General features: G+C 45.2%; 15 protein-coding genes. 7 read left to right on the plus strand and 8 right to left on the minus strand.

The window, feature by feature from the left end:
• Positions 1-14: 14 nt before the first annotated feature.
• Genes LZG94_RS13515 through LZG94_RS13530 form a run of 4 tightly spaced genes read right to left on the minus strand, consistent with a single transcriptional unit; the run spans position 15 to position 3030 of the window.
• Positions 15-635 (minus strand): ABC transporter ATP-binding protein, encoded by a 621-nt coding sequence (locus LZG94_RS13515; protein ID WP_233792403.1) that lies wholly within the window; start codon positions 633-635, stop codon positions 15-17.
• Between the two features lie 33 nt (positions 636-668).
• Positions 669-1568, minus strand: a complete 900-nt coding sequence (gene bla, locus LZG94_RS13520) for a class A beta-lactamase, subclass A2 (RefSeq protein ID WP_233792405.1) — start codon at positions 1566-1568, stop codon at positions 669-671.
• 20 nt (positions 1569-1588) lie between these two features.
• Positions 1589-2794: a hemolysin family protein gene (locus LZG94_RS13525; protein WP_233792407.1), complete on the minus strand. Its 1206-nt coding sequence runs from the start codon at positions 2792-2794 to the stop codon at positions 1589-1591.
• The gene (locus LZG94_RS13530; RefSeq protein WP_233792409.1) at positions 2791-3030 is read right to left on the minus strand and encodes a hypothetical protein; all 240 of its coding nucleotides are present in this window, start codon (positions 3028-3030) and stop codon (positions 2791-2793) included. The genes LZG94_RS13525 and LZG94_RS13530 overlap by 4 nt, the downstream gene beginning before the upstream one ends.
• 230 nt (positions 3031-3260) lie before the next feature.
• Here LZG94_RS13530 and fbaA point away from each other — a divergent pair, with 230 nt between their 5' ends.
• The gene (gene fbaA, locus LZG94_RS13535; protein ID WP_233792411.1) at positions 3261-4340 is read left to right on the plus strand and encodes a class II fructose-bisphosphate aldolase; all 1080 of its coding nucleotides are present in this window, start codon (positions 3261-3263) and stop codon (positions 4338-4340) included.
• Positions 4341-4461: 121 nt separating this feature from the next.
• Here the strand turns inward: fbaA and LZG94_RS13540 are convergent, their stop codons facing one another.
• Positions 4462-4830 (minus strand): helix-turn-helix domain-containing protein, encoded by a 369-nt coding sequence (locus LZG94_RS13540; protein ID WP_233792412.1) that lies wholly within the window; start codon positions 4828-4830, stop codon positions 4462-4464.
• A 99-nt stretch (positions 4831-4929) separates the two neighbouring features.
• Between LZG94_RS13540 and LZG94_RS13545 the strand changes: the two genes are divergently transcribed.
• From LZG94_RS13545 to LZG94_RS13555, 3 genes are all read left to right on the plus strand, one after another.
• Positions 4930-5562, plus strand: a complete 633-nt coding sequence (locus LZG94_RS13545) for an NAD(P)H-dependent oxidoreductase (RefSeq protein ID WP_233792413.1) — start codon at positions 4930-4932, stop codon at positions 5560-5562.
• A 22-nt stretch (positions 5563-5584) separates the two neighbouring features.
• Positions 5585-6292 carry a DsbA family protein gene (locus LZG94_RS13550; protein WP_233792415.1) on the plus strand — a complete coding sequence of 236 codons (708 nt, stop codon included), beginning with the start codon at positions 5585-5587 and terminating at the stop codon, positions 6290-6292.
• 135 nt (positions 6293-6427) lie between these two features.
• Entirely contained in the window at positions 6428-8995 is a 2568-nt protein-coding gene (locus LZG94_RS13555) for a DUF5686 and carboxypeptidase regulatory-like domain-containing protein (protein WP_233792416.1), read from the plus strand.
• Position 8996: 1 nt separating this feature from the next.
• On the opposite strand, the gene LZG94_RS13560 is transcribed toward LZG94_RS13555, so the two are convergent.
• A complete protein-coding gene (locus LZG94_RS13560) occupies positions 8997-10859 on the minus strand; it encodes a M1 family metallopeptidase (protein ID WP_233792417.1) in 1863 nt (620 codons plus the stop codon).
• A 312-nt stretch (positions 10860-11171) separates the two neighbouring features.
• Between LZG94_RS13560 and LZG94_RS13565 the strand changes: the two genes are divergently transcribed.
• Complete coding sequence (locus LZG94_RS13565) at positions 11172-11336, plus strand: DUF1328 family protein (protein WP_031526823.1); 165 nt, start codon at positions 11172-11174, stop codon at positions 11334-11336.
• A 62-nt stretch (positions 11337-11398) separates the two neighbouring features.
• On the opposite strand, the gene guaA is transcribed toward LZG94_RS13565, so the two are convergent.
• Positions 11399-12928, minus strand: coding sequence for a glutamine-hydrolyzing GMP synthase (gene guaA / locus LZG94_RS13570; RefSeq protein WP_233792418.1), 1530 nt, complete (start codon positions 12926-12928; stop codon positions 11399-11401).
• 287 nt (positions 12929-13215) lie between these two features.
• Between guaA and LZG94_RS13575 the strand changes: the two genes are divergently transcribed.
• Positions 13216-15669 carry an outer membrane beta-barrel protein gene (locus LZG94_RS13575; RefSeq protein ID WP_233792419.1) on the plus strand — a complete coding sequence of 818 codons (2454 nt, stop codon included), beginning with the start codon at positions 13216-13218 and terminating at the stop codon, positions 15667-15669.
• Positions 15670-15786: 117 nt separating this feature from the next.
• Here LZG94_RS13575 and LZG94_RS13580 read toward each other — a convergent pair whose 3' ends face one another.
• Entirely contained in the window at positions 15787-16977 is a 1191-nt protein-coding gene (locus tag LZG94_RS13580; protein WP_233792420.1) for a phosphoglycerate kinase, read from the minus strand.
• A gap of 224 nt (positions 16978-17201) precedes the next feature.
• On the opposite strand from LZG94_RS13580, the gene LZG94_RS13585 reads away from it, so the two are divergent.
• Positions 17202-18905, plus strand: a complete 1704-nt coding sequence (locus LZG94_RS13585; protein ID WP_233792421.1) for a VRR-NUC domain-containing protein — start codon at positions 17202-17204, stop codon at positions 18903-18905.
• Positions 18906-18907: the final 2 nt, after the last annotated feature.

Below are 18907 nucleotides of genomic sequence, written 5' to 3' on the forward strand. Positions count from 1 at the left end.
AAAGTGCTCGTATCCTATTTGAACGCAGAAACCGATATGATATTTTCACAAAATTCATATTCCTGTTTTACGTTCGAACCGAGCAAAACAAGCTGATTTTGAGTATAATCCGTCACGTGGTCCAGGTACCATTGAATACCCTGGACATCCAGATTGGTAGTGGGTTCGTCGAGAAAAATAATAGGGACGTCGGACATGAATGCAAGTCCCAGCTTAACGCGCTGTTTCATGCCCGAAGAAAAATGGCGGATTACCTTGTCTTTCGCGTGGGAAAGCTGCACAATTTCTTCGAAATCCTTAACTGAAAGCTTGTTTTTGAGTGGCTTGAACTTGATATGAAATTCGACCAGCTCGCGTAATGTAAACTCTTCGATCAGTTCAAGATAAGGCGCCGCAATGACGAGCTGCCTGTACCAGAGATCGTCTTCAATTTCCTTATTATGAGCGTCGTAATAGCTGATTTTGCCTTCCGTGGCGGGTACCATGCCGGTTAGCAGTTGCAGCAAAGTAGACTTGCCGCTTCCATTTGGCCCCACAAAAGTGTAAGTCTGACCTGCCAAAAGCTCGAAAGTAGCATTGCGGAAAATCCACTCCTTCACAAATTTCTTTCCCAGTTTCTCGACAGATATCCGCACAATTCGAAGTTTTCAGCCTTTTTAATAAAAGGATTATTTTGAAGGAAAATGTTCCGCCGCTGCCTTCGCGACCTTTGCAATAACGAGCTCGCGCCTTTCAATATCGGCATTAGAATCGGAGACGAACACGACAATTGCGAGGTCTTTTCCACCCGGCAATTTCACAATCCCAACATCATTTGTGGCCGCGTAGGTACCTTTTTCGTTCTTGCCAGAAGTGCCGGTTTTATGCGCGACGATGGTGTTTTCAGGTAATTGAGATTTAATTCGATTAGCGCCTGTCGGTCCTGCAATCATGATTTTCCAAAGATAATCGCTGCTTGCTTTTGAAAGATTTTTGCCTTTATAAAAGACGGAAAGCAACTGCAGCATCGCCCCCGGCGTACTGAAATTTTTGTATTGAATATCCCAGCCTTTGGTCATTTCCTCCTCATTTGCTACGATTTCAATGTCTTTGACGCCGAGTTTGTGTACATAATCGTTGACAACTTTGGTACCGCCGGCCAGTTTAAACAGCAGGTCACAAGCTATATTGTCGCTTTCTGAAACGGTATAGCTCAGCAGATCAGCTACTGTCAAATCAATATTTCCCTCCGGATATTTATCTTTCATCGGGCTGTGCGTCTTTGGCAGCAGATCTTCCTTTGTAATACGCACTTTTTGGGTCAATGTAATTTTCCCTTTGTCAACCTGATCAAGGACTGCCATTGCAAGTGGAAATTTGAAAACGCTCTGCATCGGAAATTTGTGATCGCCATGCTGAATCGTTGTTTTTCCGGTTTTCAAATCCATGATTCCAATTCCTACCGTGCCATTTGCTTCTTTCGAAATAGTGGCCAGCTCAGCCTTGAATGCATCGTTTTGAGCGAATATGGGTGTGGTAAAAAAAACGCAGCAGATAATCAGCAGGTGGACGAAGATACTTCGGGTCATATTTGGGCGTAATAGCAGCTTTAAATTTTGTCAGATTTTTTATTCTTCTCCTCAATCGTCAGTTTCACCAGCTCAATGCGTGTATCCTGCATTGACACAACCTGGAATGAAAATGGCGGGATACTTACTGTTTCGTTCACATCGGGCAAATCGCCGTAAAAATGGATAAGCATACCGGCAAGTGTATCATAGTCGCCTTCAGGTAATTCCCAGCCGTATTTTTCATTCAGATAATCGAGTTCGTGACGGGCGGAAAGTATGTAATTGTGATCGTCAAGCTGGCGCTCGGTCCAGTCTTCGGTAGTATCATATTCATCCTGAATTTCCCCAAAAATCTGCTCTACCACATCTTCCACACTGATCAGCCCCGAAGTACCTCCGAATTCGTCCACTACCAATGCCAGACTTCTTCTTTCCTCCAAAAACCGCAGCATCAGGTCCCGCGCGGGCATTGCTTCCGGCACGATCATGATCGGCGTGATGATATTACTGATCTCTTTCGGTTTCTTGAAAAGCGCCAGTGCGTGGCAGTAACCCAATACTTCGTCAACGGATTCTTTATGTACGATAATTTTGGAATGCCCGCTGGACAGGAATGCAGTCCGCAGATCTTCAATGCTTGCATTCACATTCACTGCCGAAATCTCGGTCCGCGGAATCATACAATCCCGGATACGCAAATCCTTGAAATCCAAAGCATTGATAAACATCCTCTCCTCAATACTGTGATCGTCGAAATCTGGATCGTCGGCTGAGATAATATCGTCCCGCAGGGACGCATTCAGGATATTTTCTTTCACAAAAGGCTCCACAACCCAATACAGCGGCGTCATTAGCCACTCCCCCAGCCTCACCGGAAAGGCAGTGAGATCAAGAATGCGGGGAAAGCTGCGGCCGACTTTAACCCAACTCGTATAACATAGCATCCAGATACTTGCGAGGCCGGCGAAAAGTCCGGTTACCAGCAACATTTCCTGAAAGCCAGAATGCAGCGCCAGGTAAGGATAAATGGTGACGATCGCCATAAAACAGCCGAGCGCCACAGCCAGGAGCCGGATCATGCGCAGGATCCGGCGCCAGTAAAGTGTTTGGGTAACTTCTTCTATTTTTTCGTGACGGAATGAATATCTGTCCATCGAAATATCCAGCAGCACAGATCTTACCGCACCGAAATAGCCGGCGAGGATGAAGAAAAACAGGGTCAGGCCAAGTGAAATTGTGTTCATTTTTTTGCGGTTTTCCGCGGCTGCGGTTTAGTAGCCGGAACCTCCGGTTTGGCCTTCTTGCCCGCGGCCGCTGCGGCTTTCAATCTGCTGAACTGAAAAAATAGCACGCAAACAATACTCAATAATAAAAGCCAGTAACTTTCAAAAAGTCCGGCCCGGCGGAATTCCAATACCCAAACCACAAAAAAGCCGAGTGCCAATGCGAGGAGTATGGTTCTGGAAAGTTTTGAATTCATTATAAAAAGAAGAAATAGACAATCCGGCAACCTGTAAAGCCGCCAGATTCAAAGATACACAGATTGTGCCAAAACGGTTATAAGTTGATAAATGTTCGTTTTAACTCAGAATAAACCGCCTGTTTCTCCTCCATTTTATGTAAAATACCTAACTTGCGGGTCTTGCTACGCAGTTCCTTTTTTATATCTGAATTGCCAAATCATTTCTTGAAAAAATATTATAAGTTACTATGAGCGAAACCACTAAACGCTTTGCAGCCGGTGTTGTCACCGGAGATGGAGTAAGCGAAATCTTCCGTCACGCCAATCAAAACAATTACGCCCTTCCGGCAGTTAACGTAGTAGGGACCAATTCAGTGAATGCGGTTCTGGAAACTGCGAAATCGGTCAACAGCCCGGTTATCATTCAGTTTTCTAACGGAGGCGCTATATTCTACGCAGGAAAAAGCCTTTCAAATGCAAATCAGCAGGCGGCTATTGCAGGAGGTATTTCAGGTGCGATGCACGTACACCAAATGGCTGAGCTTTACGGAGTTCCAGTCATTTTACATACCGACCACTGCGCTAAAAAATTGCTTCCATGGATCGACGGATTGCTGGATGCCGGTGAAAAACACTTCGACCAGTACGGAAAACCACTTTACAGCTCTCACATGCTGGATCTTTCGGAAGAGCCGCTTGAAGAAAACATCGAGACTTGCGCTAAATATTTCGAAAGAATGGCGAAAATCGGCATGACACTTGAAATTGAATTGGGTGTAACCGGTGGAGAAGAAGATGGTGTTGACAACAGCGATGTGGACAGCTCGAAATTATATACCCAGCCTGAGGAAGTTGCTTACGCTTACGAAGAGCTATCTAAAATTTCACCCAACTTCACGATTGCAGCTGCATTCGGAAATGTGCACGGCGTTTACAAGCCGGGTAATGTGAAATTGGAGCCGAAAATTCTTCGTAACTCACAAAATTTCATTCAGGAAAAATTCGCGACTGCCGAGTTGCCGGTTAACTTCGTATTCCACGGAGGATCAGGCTCTTCACGTGAAGAAATCCGCGAGGCGATCGAATACGGAGCGATCAAAATGAATATCGATACAGATATGCAATGGTCAACCTGGGAAGGTCTTTTGAAATACTACAAAGAAAACGAAGGCTTCCTGCAGACACAATTGGGTAATCCAAATGGTCCTGATTCACCAAACAAAAAATACTACGACCCACGTGTATGGTTACGCAAAGGCGAAGAAAGCATGATCGCACGCCTGAAAGTGGCATTCGAAGATCTGAACTGCATTAATCAGCTGGGATAATTCTTTCTCGAATTTATATTATTGCAAAAAAGCAACCTTCGCGGGTTGCTTTTTTTTGTTTGAGGTTTTTGCCTTTGGCAGTTTCAATTTTAGTAGAACAGAATCTGGAAGACAAAGCATCTTACGCCTCCACCATCATCCTTTCCCGGTGCTTTGATCCCCACTCTCGCAATACTTCAATTACCACTTTGAGCGAGTGTCCGTACTCAGTGAGTGAATATTCGACTACGACCGGAATTGAGTCGAAAACGGTGCGTTTTACGAGCTCGTTGCATTCGAGGTCGCGTAATTCTTTGGATAACATTTTGTCTGTAATGCCCGGTACCTCGCGTGCGATCTGGGAAAAACGTTTGTTCCCAAACATCAATGAGATGATAATCGGCAATTTCCATTTGCCACTCAGCACTTCCAGCGCGTCGCGCACGGGCAATATGCTTTTGGTGCATTCCCCTAAGGTATGTCCCTCTATGGTTACCTCTCCATTCTTCATGATCTCTGAACTTGTTTAACTATCCTTTTGTATAGTACTTACAAATGTATAGCTTAAATCAATAAGTTTGCACAGTTATTAATTAAAGCACAACAAAAAATGAGCGATCTCATAGATAAATTGAAATGGCGTTACGCCGTCAAACGCATGAACGGACAAATTGTACCGGAAGAAAAACTGGATAATATCCTGGAATCAATCAATCTGGCACCTTCGTCTGTGGGCTTGCAGCCTTATAATGTGTTGGTTATCAAAGAAAAAGCATTAAAAGAAAAGATTCATCAAGCCGCCGCGCCACAACCGCAGGTGCTGGAATCGTCTCACCTGCTGGTGTTTGCAGCTTGGGAAAAAGTCACACACGAGAACATTTCAGATTACATTAAACTGATCGCAGAAACGCGCGGCATCACTACGGAATCGCTGTCTGCGTTCCAAAACAGCATTAACGGCGGGATATTGAACAGAAGTGAGGAAGATAATTTCCAGTGGTCTGCTCGCCAGGCGTATATCGGACTTGGACATGCATTGGTAGCTGCCGCGGTAGAGCAGGTTGACGCCACGCCAATGGAAGGTTTTAACGGGCCGGCTTTGGATGAAATTTTAGGATTGAAGGAAAAAGGATTGCGCAGCGTCGTGATTGTGACCCTCGGCTACCGCGACCCGGAAAATGATCCGCTGGTAAAAGCGAAAAAGGTCAGAAGGCCTCATGAAGAATTCTTTATTACCTTATAGGCAAATTGAAAACAGCAGCAGCATGAAAGTTGAAATTTGGAGTGATGTAATGTGCCCGTTCTGCTATATCGGGAAAAGGAAATTTGAAAATGCATTAGCTGAATTTCCACATAAAGACAAGATCCAGGTGGAATGGAAAAGTTTCCAGCTAAACCCGGAAATGAAGACTGAGCCGGGAAAAGGTATTAACGAATATTTGGCCGAAACCAAAGGCTGGACCCCTGAATATGCCCAGCAGATGAATGATCACGTTACCAATATGGCGGCAGAAGTGGGCCTGGAATATAATATGGACAAAGCAGTACTCGCCAATTCTTTCGATGCGCACCGTTTTTTACAATTTGCGAAGACAAAAGGACTAGGCGACCAAGCCGAAGAGCAGCTTTTCAAAGCCTACTTTACAGACGGAAAAAATACCGCCGACCACGATACACTCGTCGAACTGGGAGCTTTCATAGGGCTCGATTCCGCTGAGCTGAGAGCTGTTCTGGAAGGAACACGTTTCAGTGAAGATGTGCGCAAAGATGTGTACGAGGCGCAGCAGGTTGGTGCGCGGGGAGTGCCGTTCTTTGTGCTCGACCGTAAATATGCAGTGTCAGGAGCGCAGCCTTCGGAAGCTTTTCTGGCCGCATTGGAGCAGTCTTTCGGAGAATGGGAAAAATTAAATCCCGCACCTTTGGTAGCTCTGGGAGATGGGGCAAGCTGCACGCCGGACGGACAGTGTGATTAAAATCGAAAATCTTTAAAAGCAGCATTTCAAGCACAGGAATGCTGCTTTTTTGTGTACTTACTATATTAAATTCCGCTGGTATGGTTATGTTGTGAGAGAGTTATCCGTTTCTATCAGGACTTTCACGAACAACCTATGCGTTTTGCATTTCTATTTCTGCTGCTTGCCACAACTTGTGGATTCTCAAATGCCGGCGGGATCAAAGGAAAAATCAGTACCAAAAATGGCGAATCTCTTCCCTACGCAGGGATTGCGGTCAAGGGAAGCAGCGATGGTACGATGGCGAATGCAGACGGTGAATACCAGTTTTCACTGCCTGCCGGCAACTATGAGATCATCTTTCAATACCTAGGTTTCAAAAGTCTGACCAAAACCGTAACAATTGCCGCAGATTTCGTCGAACTGAATGTGACGATGGAAGAGCAGGCGCTGAATCTCAATGAAGCGACAGTAGGCAAATCCAAGGAAGATCCCGCATACAGTATCATGCGGCGGGCAATTGCGAAGGCTCGTTTTCACCAACTTCAACTAAGAGGTTATACCGCGAAAGTATATTCAAGAAGTACAGCGCTGCCTACCAAAATTCCCTATTTACTGGAAAAGCGTTTGAAGAAAGAAGGTATTCAGGAAGGCAAAGCGTTTATTAATGAAAGCGTTGCCGAGATCAAATACCGCCGCCCCAACCATTACAGTCAGCGGATTTTATCCACCAGAAACAGCCTCGACAACAGCATTCCCTCTCCGAACGATTACATTCTGGCCAGCTTATACAGCCCCGAGATTGCCGGTACGATCTCTCCTCTTTCGCCCAAAGCATTTTCCTATTATCGTTTCGAATATGAGGGATATTTTGAAGACCAGGGACAAATGGTGAATAAGATCAGGGTTATTCCGAAAGCTTACGGAGAGGGTGTTTTTAAAGGCAGTTTATTTATTCTCGAAGACCGCTGGGCAATTCATAGCTACGATTTGCAAACTACCACACGCGGTTTGAACATTTCGGCCAAGCAGATTTTTAGTCCGATACAAAATGTGTGGATACCTGTGAATCAGCAATTCAGGCTGGATGGTAGCTATGTAGGCTTTGCAGGGGAGTTTAAATATCTCGTTTCGTTAACCTATCAGAAATTGGACGTGGATCCGGGGCTGAAAGAGGATATTGTGATTAACGACCATAAAAATACTCCTGAAACTGCGGCGGCAAACCAGAAGCAAAACCTCGACAACCTGATCAAAGAGCAAAGAGAATTTTCGACCAAGAACTTCCGGAAACTCACTAAAAAATATGAGAAGGAGCAGAAAAAGCAAAACAACGGCGCAATAAGCGATGACCGCCTTGTACGTTCGGATTCCATTGTAATCGATTCAATGGCCAATAAACGGGATACTACATATTGGCAGGAGCTTCGGCCGATTCCGTTAACGAAGTCAGAGGTTTCCAGCTATCAAATGCAGGATAGTATTAAAGTTGTGAAAGATGCAAAAGGTGATAAAAAGCGGCCCGACTCACTCTATTTTAAACCAATGCACCTGATCACCGGCAATACTTATTCGATTGGAAACAGGACCACATTCTATTTCAAAAGTCCGATCTGGGCGATCAGCTACAATACGGTTGAGGGTAACTCGGTGAATCTGATCACCGAATGGACAAAACGCTGGGGTAAGTCTTACTTTGTGAGCGCGAGACCGTTAATCAGATATTCGGTTGGTCGCAAGAAGCTTTACGGGAATCTGGAAACCAATGTGGGGAACGACAAATGGAGCCTGTTCCTGTCTGGTGGGGAAATGGCGAGTCAGATCAATAATAACAATCCAATCCCGCCGCTTCCAAACAGTATGGCAGCCCGGTTTTTTGACCGCAACTTCATGAAACTTTATCAGAAACAGTTTGGTAAAGTTGAATTCACGCTGCGCAATATCTCCGACGTTCTCACTTTGAATGCCGGCTTGGAGTTTGAGCGCCGGAAAGAGCTATTCAATCTCGAAAATGCAAAACCGATATTCTCCTGGGACAAATATAGCTACACGCCCAACCGGCCTGTGAACAAGGAGATAAGAAATACAGGGTTTCCGGATCATAATGCGACAATCCTGGACCTTACCGCAACAATTCGTCCCTGGCGTAGATTTTTGGTCAGGAATGGAGAAAAACGCTATTTGCGCAGCAGGGGACCTTCATTTATTGTAAACTACAAAAGTGGCCTCGCATTTGCCGGGGATGTGGATTACTCATTATTACAAGGTACAATTCGCCAGAACCTGAATCTCGGACCAAGAAGTAACCTGGAATATTTCGTCAATGGAGGTGGATTTTTGAGCAAAAATCAAATGTATTTCCCCGACTTCCGGCATTTTATGGGCAATGAATTTTTCTTCCAATACGCCTACCCGCCCGACCAGTTCAGAATGCTGCCCTATTATACTTACAGTACTGCTTCGCGGTTTCTACAGGCGCACGCCACATTTTCGACCCAGCGATTTGTGATCACCCGGATAGAAGCGTTGCGGACCACCGGCATTTCAGAGACGGTGCAATTGCATTATCTGAAAGTGCCGACGATCCGCAACTATACGGAGGTTGTCTATGGAATAGACGATATTTTAAGAATACTCAGACTCGAAGCGGTGGCCCAGTTTCACGGCAGCAAATTCCAGGGAATGGGCTGGCGGTTTGGTACTTCCATTCGGATCGGCCGCTGATCTATTTGGCGGGCTCGCCTTTGAAACGCGGAGATCCTTTGGGTAATGATGGAAAAATGTTGTTTTCCGGGTTAATATCTGCCATCCGCTGGCTAGGATCGATCGCAATGATTGTAATATCTGCCAGGTTGCGATTGATCGAGAAGCTATATTCAGGATAAGTCCAGCCCCAATCTGTCAGCAATGTGGTTTTTGCATACAATTTCTCAGTTTTCTCACCCCGCATAATTTCCAGCGGAATATAAAAATGCTCCTGGGTACCGTCTTTGTAACCCACTACCACATCCAGCGGCATCGGCATTTGTCCGATCCTTTCGAGTGTAATATCCGTTTGAGCGCCGTTCGGAATTACTTCCTTGATGCCGTAATCGATGGTTTTGGTCGTACCGATGAAGTCTTCCAGGTACCAGTCCAATTCGAGCCCCGACTCTTTTTCCATGATCCTTTTCAAGTCATTTGGATTCGGATGCTTGAATTTCCATTCATTGAAATACCGCTTCATGCCGCTCGCCAGCTTTTCCTGTCCGATAATATACCCAAGCTGGTTCAGGAAAACCGCTCCTTTCGAATAGGCTCCGATCGAATAAGCGCGGTTTGTATTATAATGGTCAGAATGCGTGGTCAATGGTTCTTCCAGGCCTGATTTCGCCAGACTGCGGTAACTGGCAGTACTTCCTCTTTGCGCATCATTTTTGGAAGGAAACAGCTCTGACATCACGAGATTCTCGGCATAAGTCGTGAAACCTTCGTCCATCCACGCATATTTCGATTCGTTGGTACCCAATATCATCTGGAACCAGCTGTGGATAGACTCGTGAACGGTAACACCCACCAATCCAGAAAGTCGCTGACGTCCCATGATCAAGGTACCCATCGGATATTCCATTCCTCCGTCACCGCCCTGGATCACTGAATATTGTTTGTAAGGATACCGTCCAAATTTCTGGTTCATGATCTGGAAACACCGCACTGCCAGCGGCTGCATATCTTTCCAGTTTCTCGCAATACTATCTGTTTCAGGCTGATAGAAAAAGTGCAGATCCAAATCATTATCCACTTTTACAATATCATGCTTATAATTCCGATCGGCAGCCCACATAAAATCGTGTACTTCTGGTGCGATGAAATGCCAGGTCAGCTTTTCGCCCGGCTTGTGGGTAACAGGCTTTTGAGAATACCCGTGACCAATTTTGTCGGGATTCTGCAGATAGCCGGTCGCAGCGATCGTGTAAGCAGCGTCCATTTTAATTTTTACATCAAAATCACCCCATATACCGTAAAATTCACGGGCTATATAGGGGTTTGCATGCCAGCCTTCGTAATCATATTCTGACATCTTGGGATACCACTGCGCCATCGAATAGTCAATCCCTTCCCTGTTGTCCCGTCCGGTACGACGGATTTGCAGCGGAACCTGCGCTTCAAACTCCATGTCAAATGTATGCTGCGATTTCGGCAGGATCTTCTCGGTTAATGTAACTTCAAGAATAGTCCCTACCACTTCATATTTGACAGCTTTTCCATTGTGTTTCAAAGAAAGTACCTTTTCATAACCGATCTCACTCGGCGACAATTTGGAAATTCTGTCTTTCACACGTGCATCCGGATCACTGATCGTCCTCGAACGAACGTCCATCTGACTTCCCGGCTGAAATGCATTTAGGTATAAATGATAAAAAACCTTGTGAAGCGTATCCGGGGAGTTGTTGCTGTAAATCAGCTTTTGGCTGCCTTTATATTGGTGTTTGGTAGCATCAAAGTCAACTTCCATCTGGTATTTGGCGCGCTGCTGCCAGCGGTCGCTTTGCGCTGAGACTTCCGATGTCACCGAAATCAGGAGGAGCAACAATACATTAAATTTCATTAGGTCTGGTATAAATTAGTTGTTAGGCAAATTAACGCTCTATGAGATTAACGGGAAATTCTCTGAATCTGACACATCGTTTGTGTTTGAAATTTCACGATTACAGACTAGCACTTCCCGTCAAACTTCTAGGAAAAAAGGCGATTTTATCACCGGCAATGGGCATGATTCTCTACAAAAAAAGGAGAAAATGAAACCCTGGAAGCACGTTTCAGGCCCTTTGAAAGGGTTTTCGCGTGAAGACGGATTTGGCACATAATTGGTAAATACCTGATTACAAAATTTATTCAGCAACTAAACACTTTATCAATCATGCTAAAATGGACCGTAATATTTCTGATCGTCGCAATTATTGCGGGCGTTCTTGGATTTGGAGGAATTGCTGCCGGGGCAGCCGGAATTGCTAAAATTCTGTTCTTTGTATTCCTTGTATTATTTGTACTGAGCTTACTAAGCCGCGGAGTCGGGCGATCCTGACGTGACGGAAAGATAACAAAACAAGAAAAGCGGTTTTACGACCGCTTTTCTTGTTTTTAAGCCTATTCCCACTCAATCGTTGCGGGCGGCTTGGAAGATATATCGTACACTACCCTGTTCACGCCTTTTACCTTATTGATAATATCATTGGAAACCTCTGCGAGGAATTCGTATGGTAAATGCGCCCAGTCAGCTGTCATTCCGTCAATGGAAGTTACTGCACGCAGCGCCACTACACTTTCGTAAGTTCTCTCATCGCCCATTACACCCACACTTTGAACAGGCAAAAGCATTGCGCCAGCCTGCCAAACGTCTTTATATAGATCCCATTTTCTGAGTCCCCCGATAAAAATCGCATCGACTTCCTGTAAAATAGCCACTTTCTCCGGCGTGATCTCGCCCAAAATACGGATCGCAAGTCCGGGCCCGGGGAATGGATGACGACCTAAAATCTTTTCGTCAATACCCAAAGTCCGGCCGACTGCGCGAACTTCATCTTTGAAAAGTGTATTGAGCGGCTCGACAACCTTCAACTTCATAAAATCCGGCAACCCGCCCACATTGTGGTGCGATTTGATCGTAGCGGAAGGTCCGTTGATAGAAACCGACTCGATCACATCGGGATAGATCGTTCCCTGTCCAAGCCACTTTACATCTTCTATTAAATGTGCTTCCTGATCGAAAATATCAATGAAAGACTTACCGATCGCTTTGCGTTTCGCCTCCGGCTCGGATAATCCAGAAAGATTTTCATAAAAGTGAGATCTTGAATCTACCCCCTTGATATTCAGCCCCATATCCTGATAAGAATGCAATACCTCTGCAAACTCATCTTTCCTTAAAAGCCCGTTATCGACAAAAATACAATACAGGTTTTCGCCTATTGCCTGGTGAACCAATGTAGCTGCAACCGTGGAATCAACCCCGCCGGAAAGTGCCATTACCACCTTATCATTGCCCAGTTTTTGGCGAAGCTGGCTGATCGTCTGTTCTACAAAAGACTCAGCAGTCCAGTCTCCCTTACAGCCGCAAATTTTGGCTACAAAGTTGTACATCAGCTTCTTACCTTCCGTAGTATGCGTCACTTCCGGGTGAAACTGAATGCCGTAAGTAAGCTCGTCCTCAATTTTAAATGCAGCTACTTTCACCGATTCGGTGGAAGCGATCACATGGAAATTCTCCGGAGCGCGAACGATGGTATCGCCGTGTGACATCCAAACCTGCGAAGAGTCGGAAAGCCCAGCGAGCAAAGAAGAATCATTATCGTCAATTTCCAGCTTGGCGCGGCCGTATTCACGGTGCTGCGAAGGTTTCACATCGCCGCCCAACTCAAAGGCCAGCATTTGTGCACCATAGCAAACGCCCAGAACAGGCACAACTTTGCGAAATTTGTCAAGATCTATTCTTGGAGAATCGGCGTCCCGAACGGAACAAGGGCTTCCGGAGAGAATGACACCTTTGATATTTGGAGTTAGATCGGGGTAGTTATTGAATGGGTGGATTTCACAATAAACATTTAGTTCACGAACGCGCCGTGCGATTAACTGAGTATACTGTGAACCAAAATCTAAGATCAGAATTTGTTCAGTCATATATATATGCTATCTAAAATGTAAAGGTAGACAGATTGACCGAAATCAAAAAACCAAAACCGACTCGAATCACTCGTCGCTCCATTTTACCATTCAAACTTTTTTTCAAGAGGAATGCAACATTCTTTACTCCTTTTGTATCTATCAAACAGCGAACAGACACACATTATCCGCTTATATAACATAAAAACCACTTGTGTAATCTAAGGTTCTATGTTATACCAAGTACTTACATTTGCAATGTACTGAGACAGACACCCCGGTATATTGACCACAATCTAATAGCCATGAAAATTTTAATCAACCTAACAGTAGCCTTGCTACTCAGCGGAAATTTTGCGTTCGCACAAACCCCGGAACCTGCCGCAGGTAAGGGTAGAATCTCAGGATCTATTCTGGATGAAAAGTCGCAACCCTTTCCGTTTGTGAACGTTTTACTCCTCAAAGCCAAAGATTCGACGCTTGTAAAAGGTCTTGCTGCTGACGACGACGGGAAGTTTTTATTTGATCAGGTAGCCACCGGAAAATATCTCGCGCTGGTTTCCATGGTGGGTTATCAAAAGAATTACAGCGATGTGTTTACGGTAGATAACAATGTAGTTGCGCTGCCTGTCTTCAATCTGAAAACTGAAACCCAGGCACTGAACGAAGTGACGGTTGTGTCTAAAAAACCTTTTATCGAACAGGAGATCGACCGCACGGTTGTGAATGTGGAAAACAGCATTGTTTCTGCCGGTGCGACTGCGCTTGAAGTACTCGAAAGAGCTCCGGGCGTAACTGTCGATCAGCAAAATGAACAGTTGAAACTAAGAGGAAAAGAAGGGGTAATTGTTCAAATAGACGGGAAACAGACTTTTTTGTCTCAACAGGAACTGATCACACTTTTACGCAATACCCCGAGCGATAATATTGAAAAGATAGAACTGATCACCAATCCTTCTGCGAAATACGATGCGGCAGGTAACTCCGGGATCATCAATATCAAGATGAAACGCAACAAGAACTACGGTACAAACGGCAATATCAACCTTGGCGGTGCCTGGGCACGTTTTGGAAGAGGAAATGCTACTGCAACCCTCAATCACAGAGCGGGTAAGCTAAGTTCGTTCATCAGCGGAGGCGCTTTTCTGAACAAAGGTTTTAATAATAATGACATTTACAGAACCATTCCTTTTGAAGATAAAGTAACGATTTTCGACCAGCGCACAGAGCGGATCAACAAGTCGCAATACTATAATGTCCGCGCCGGGGTCGACTATTTCGCGACGGATAAAACTACGCTGGGCGTGCTTGTTTCAGGATTTTACAGTGAATTCAGCAATCCTTTCGGACAAACCAATACCCGCATTCTGAACGAAGATCTGAGCTTGCAGCGCACTTTCCGTACCGACGTTTACAATGGCGGCAAAATGAATAATATCAGCACGAACCTGAACTTCAAACACCAGTTCAACGACAAAGGCAAAGAGCTGACCTTTGATGTGGATTATGTGAGATATGGCGGTAAAAAGAGCAGCAACCTGGATACGAAATACTATCTGCCAGGCGGCCAGCAGGACGGAAGCCCCGAAACGGTACGCAACAATATGCCATCGGATATTAACATTGCAGTTGCAAAACTTGATTACGCACAGCCGCTTTGGAAAGGAAAATTTGAAACCGGTTTGAAATCCAGCTTTGTAGCTTCCGATAATGATATGGTTTTTGAGACCAAAGCCGACGATTGGGTACTTGATCCTACCCGCTCGAACCGTTTCAAATACACTGAAAATGTGAATGCCGCCTATCTGAATTACAATGGTAGTATTACTAAAAAGATCAAATATCAGCTCGGACTCCGCGGCGAGCACACGCATTCGATCGGTAACTCAGTGACATTGAGCCAGAAACGCGACAGAAATTACATCAACTTTTTCCCGAGTGTATTTTTATCCAACCAGCTGGATACCAACAACGTACTGAACCTGTCGTACAGCCGCCGGATCGACAGACCGAATTACCAGTCGCTTAATCCATTTGAATTTTACCTTGATCCCTACACTTTTCAAAGAGGTAACCCGAACCTTAAACCACAGTATACCAATTCATTCCAGCTCGTTCACGTTTACAAAAGTTTCCTGAATACAACCATTGCTTACAGCCGGATCAAGGATATGATCGCAGACGAGCTTCCGCAGCAAATTGCTTCCGAAAACAAAACTTTTGTAACCTCAGACAACCTGGACAACCAGGATAATGTCAGCCTTACAGTCTCCTTCCCTATTAAGGTTGCAAAATGGTGGAACATACAAACGAATTTCACAGGGGTATACAATCATTACAATTCCGTATACCTGGAAGAGAAGCTGGAAATCAGACAGACGTCGTGGAATATGTATGCGGCGAACCAGTTTACGATTTCAAAAACGTGGTCAGGTGAAATCTCAGGCTGGTACAACAGTCGCGCATTTTACGGACTGTATCAGGCCAAGCCGATGGGAATGCTGAATGCTGGATTACAGAAGAATATCTGGAACAAAAAAGGTTCTATCCGCCTGAATGTGAACGATATATTCTGGACCAACAGGTTCCGCGGAAGAGCAGTGTACAAGGATATTGACTTTCACGTCAAATCGCAGTGGCCGAGCCGCCAGTTCAGGCTCACATTCACCTACAATTTTGGTAATCAAAATGTGAAAGGTGCCCGCCAGCGTAATACCGGATCTGACGATCTTCAAAAACGCGCCAATGGTGGAAGTTAGATAGGAATCCCGGCCTAGGTCAGTATTCATAAATTAGTTAGGTTTGTTATGTAGAAAATCCATCCCGCGCTTTGCGAGATGGATTTCTTTATTAAACCAAAACTATAAATCGAAATATTACGCTTCCAATGCAGCTACACCGGGAAGTACTTTACCTTCCATATATTCAAGCAAAGCGCCGCCACCCGTCGAAACGTAGCTCACGCGATCGCCGAAACCTGCATTGTTGATCGCAGAAGCAGAATCGCCGCCGCCAATCAGTGAAAATGCGTCGTTTTCTTCTGTTACCGCTACTACTGCTTCCGCAATTGCATTGGTACCCTGTGCGAAGTTCGGGAATTCAAAAACGCCCATTGGACCGTTCCAAAGTACTGTTTTTGAGTTTTTAATAATTTCCGCAAAAATCTTGATCGTTTCAGGACCAATATCCAGACCTTCCCAATCATCAGGAATTTCGCCGGCTGGTACTACCTTACGCTCCGCATCATTCGCAAATTTGTCCGCGATTACCGAGTCAACAGGCAGGATCAGGTTCACACCTTTATCTTTTGCTTTTTGAACCAGTTCCAATGTCAGATCCTGCTTATCTGCTTCCAGAAGTGATTTTCCGATTTTTCCACCCTGCGCTTTTGAGAATGTATAAGACATTCCACCGCCGATGATCAGGTTATCTACTTTGTCGATCAGACGCTCGATAATGAGGATTTTATCAGAGATCTTCGCGCCGCCCATAATGGCAGTAAATGGTCTTTCTGAATGTTCCAGCAACCTTTCTGCATTATCCAGCTCAGCCTGCATCACATAACCGCAAACTTTATCCTTAAAAAACTTGCCTATTACCGCAGTAGAAGCGTGCGCGCGGTGAGCTGTTCCGAATGCGTCCATTACCCAAACATCTCCCAGTTTCGAGAGTTTTTCGGCAAATTCTTCATTCCCCTTTTCTTCTTCTTTGTAAAAACGAAGGTTTTCAAGCAGAAGCACTTCTCCCGGCTGCAATGCGGCCGATAGTTCGGTTGCGCTTTCACCGATAGAGTCGTCAGCAAACTTTACAGTTTTGCCAAGTATCAGTGACAGCGGGTTTACCAGATGTTTAAGAGAGTACTTTTCTGTGGGTCCGTCTTTCGGGCGGCCCAGGTGCGACATCAAAATAACGGCACCTCCGTCGTTGAGAATCTTACTGATTGTAGAAATTGTAGCACGGATACGGGTATCGTCCGTGATTTCAAATTTGTCATTGAGGGGGACGTTAAAATCCACGCGAACCAGGGCTTTTTTCCCTGCGAAATCATAAGAATCTAATGTAGTCATGGGCAGTAAAAATTGTTTTCCATAGATAACAAATGTAATCCAATTTCTTAATTATATACTATATTAATCAGAATTGACAAGATTTGAAATAGGTATAATACAATTTTAGCTACTCATTTTTCTAAATTTTGAATACTTAACAAAATTTTAATTCAGGCCAGACTTTTAAAATCTTGCTGTAACTTTATACCTACATTGAAATAAAAAATCCCGCTTAGATAGACGTGCCTTCGGATCAAATTGCAGAGAATAACGGGTTCCCAACTGACCTTCCTCCCAAATATTACCACGATTATTTCACCTATGTCCTGGAATTTGTAAGGAAGAGGTACTCCCATATATTGACGGAGAAAGAGCTGGGTTTTCTGGAAACCTATGACCGGCTTTCGGAAGATGCACAATGCCTTTTCATCCGTTTCAGTAACCGCAGCAAGTCATTTTTCAGGGTCAACAGCCTCTCCTATTCCGAGATCACCGACCTGCCTGCTGTGCTGGAAGAACTGCATGAAAACGGTTTTATAGAATCACTTTGCGATTCGCACGAAACGCGCTTTGCGGAGATCATGGAGCTTTTCACCAAACCGGAGCACCTGCTTTTTACAAAGATCCTCGGCCCGGATATTATGCCGGCCAAAAGCATTAAAAAGCCCGATCTGGTGCGCTGGCTGATGCACGATTACGATTTTAAGACTTTGTGCGAGATCATTACCGAAACGGAACCGGTCGTTAAGGTTACTTTCGAAGCCGAAGTAATGCTGATGAAGTTCCTGTTTTTCGGGAACAGGAATGCAGATATGACCGAATTCGTGATCCGCGACCTCGGCCACGTGCGTTTTCAGTCTTTCGACGAACAGTTTTTGTCCATTCAGTTTGAAACACGAAAGGAAGTCGACGACACGCTCACGGTTTCGCTGATGAAAGAAACTTTTGACGTGATCAAAAACGAGTTGCCGCCGGAAGAAATCTATGATTGGTTTATGAACTGGTACGCCGGAAACGGTACCGGGCTTGCTCCGAAAGCATTACCCTCTTTCAACTCCCTGATTCTACGAATTGGCGCCTGGCTCGAACGTAAGAAAATGCTTTCTCAGGCACTCGTCATTTACCAGCTTACTAACGATGCGCCGGCCCGTGAGCGGCGTGTGCGACTGCTGAACAACCTGGGCGAGATCGAAGAGGCGCTCGCACTGTGCGAGGAGATCGCAGAAAACCCGCAGAATGCAGATGAACGCTATTTCAGTCTGGATTTTCAGGAAAGAATTAAGAACAAAAAGCGCAAGCTCGTCAAGCGGACTACCCAGGCTTTGAAAGATGCCGAAGCGATCGAGGTACCGATCTCGTTTCGGTTTCAGGTCGAATATGGCGCGCTGGAATATTACCGCGCGCTGGGCTACCAGGCATTTTTTAGCGAAAATGAACCTTGGCGCGCATTGTTCGGGCTGCTTTTCTGGGATATTATTTATGATACCAATGTGCAGACGATCCATAATCCGCTGCAACGCATTCCGTCCGATTTTTTCCTTCCTGATTTTTACTACAAAAGGTCTGCGCAGTTGAAAGAAAGACTGGAAGCAGCCAGTTCGCGCGAGATTATCGACGAACTGGTCACTCAGACTTTTACTGATAAATATGGGATTACGAACGTGCTGGTACCTTGGTACGACGGCGCGCTGCACAAGGTTCTGACGCTTACTTCCCTGTTGTCGCCCGAGAAAATCCGCGCGGTGATGATGGAAATCGCATTGAACCTCCGCGAAAATACCCGCGGCTTCCCAGATTTGCTGGTCTGGAACGAAACGGATTATGCATTCATCGAGATCAAATCACCTACCGATCACCTTTCGTCGCGACAGCTGCACTGGCAGCATTTTTTCAAAGAGCACGACGTTTCCAGCCGCATTGTGCGGGTAAATTGGATCAAGGATTAGGG

It is taken from the genome of Dyadobacter sp. CY343, from assembly GCF_021390335.1.
GTDB lineage: Bacteria > Bacteroidota > Bacteroidia > Cytophagales > Spirosomataceae > Dyadobacter.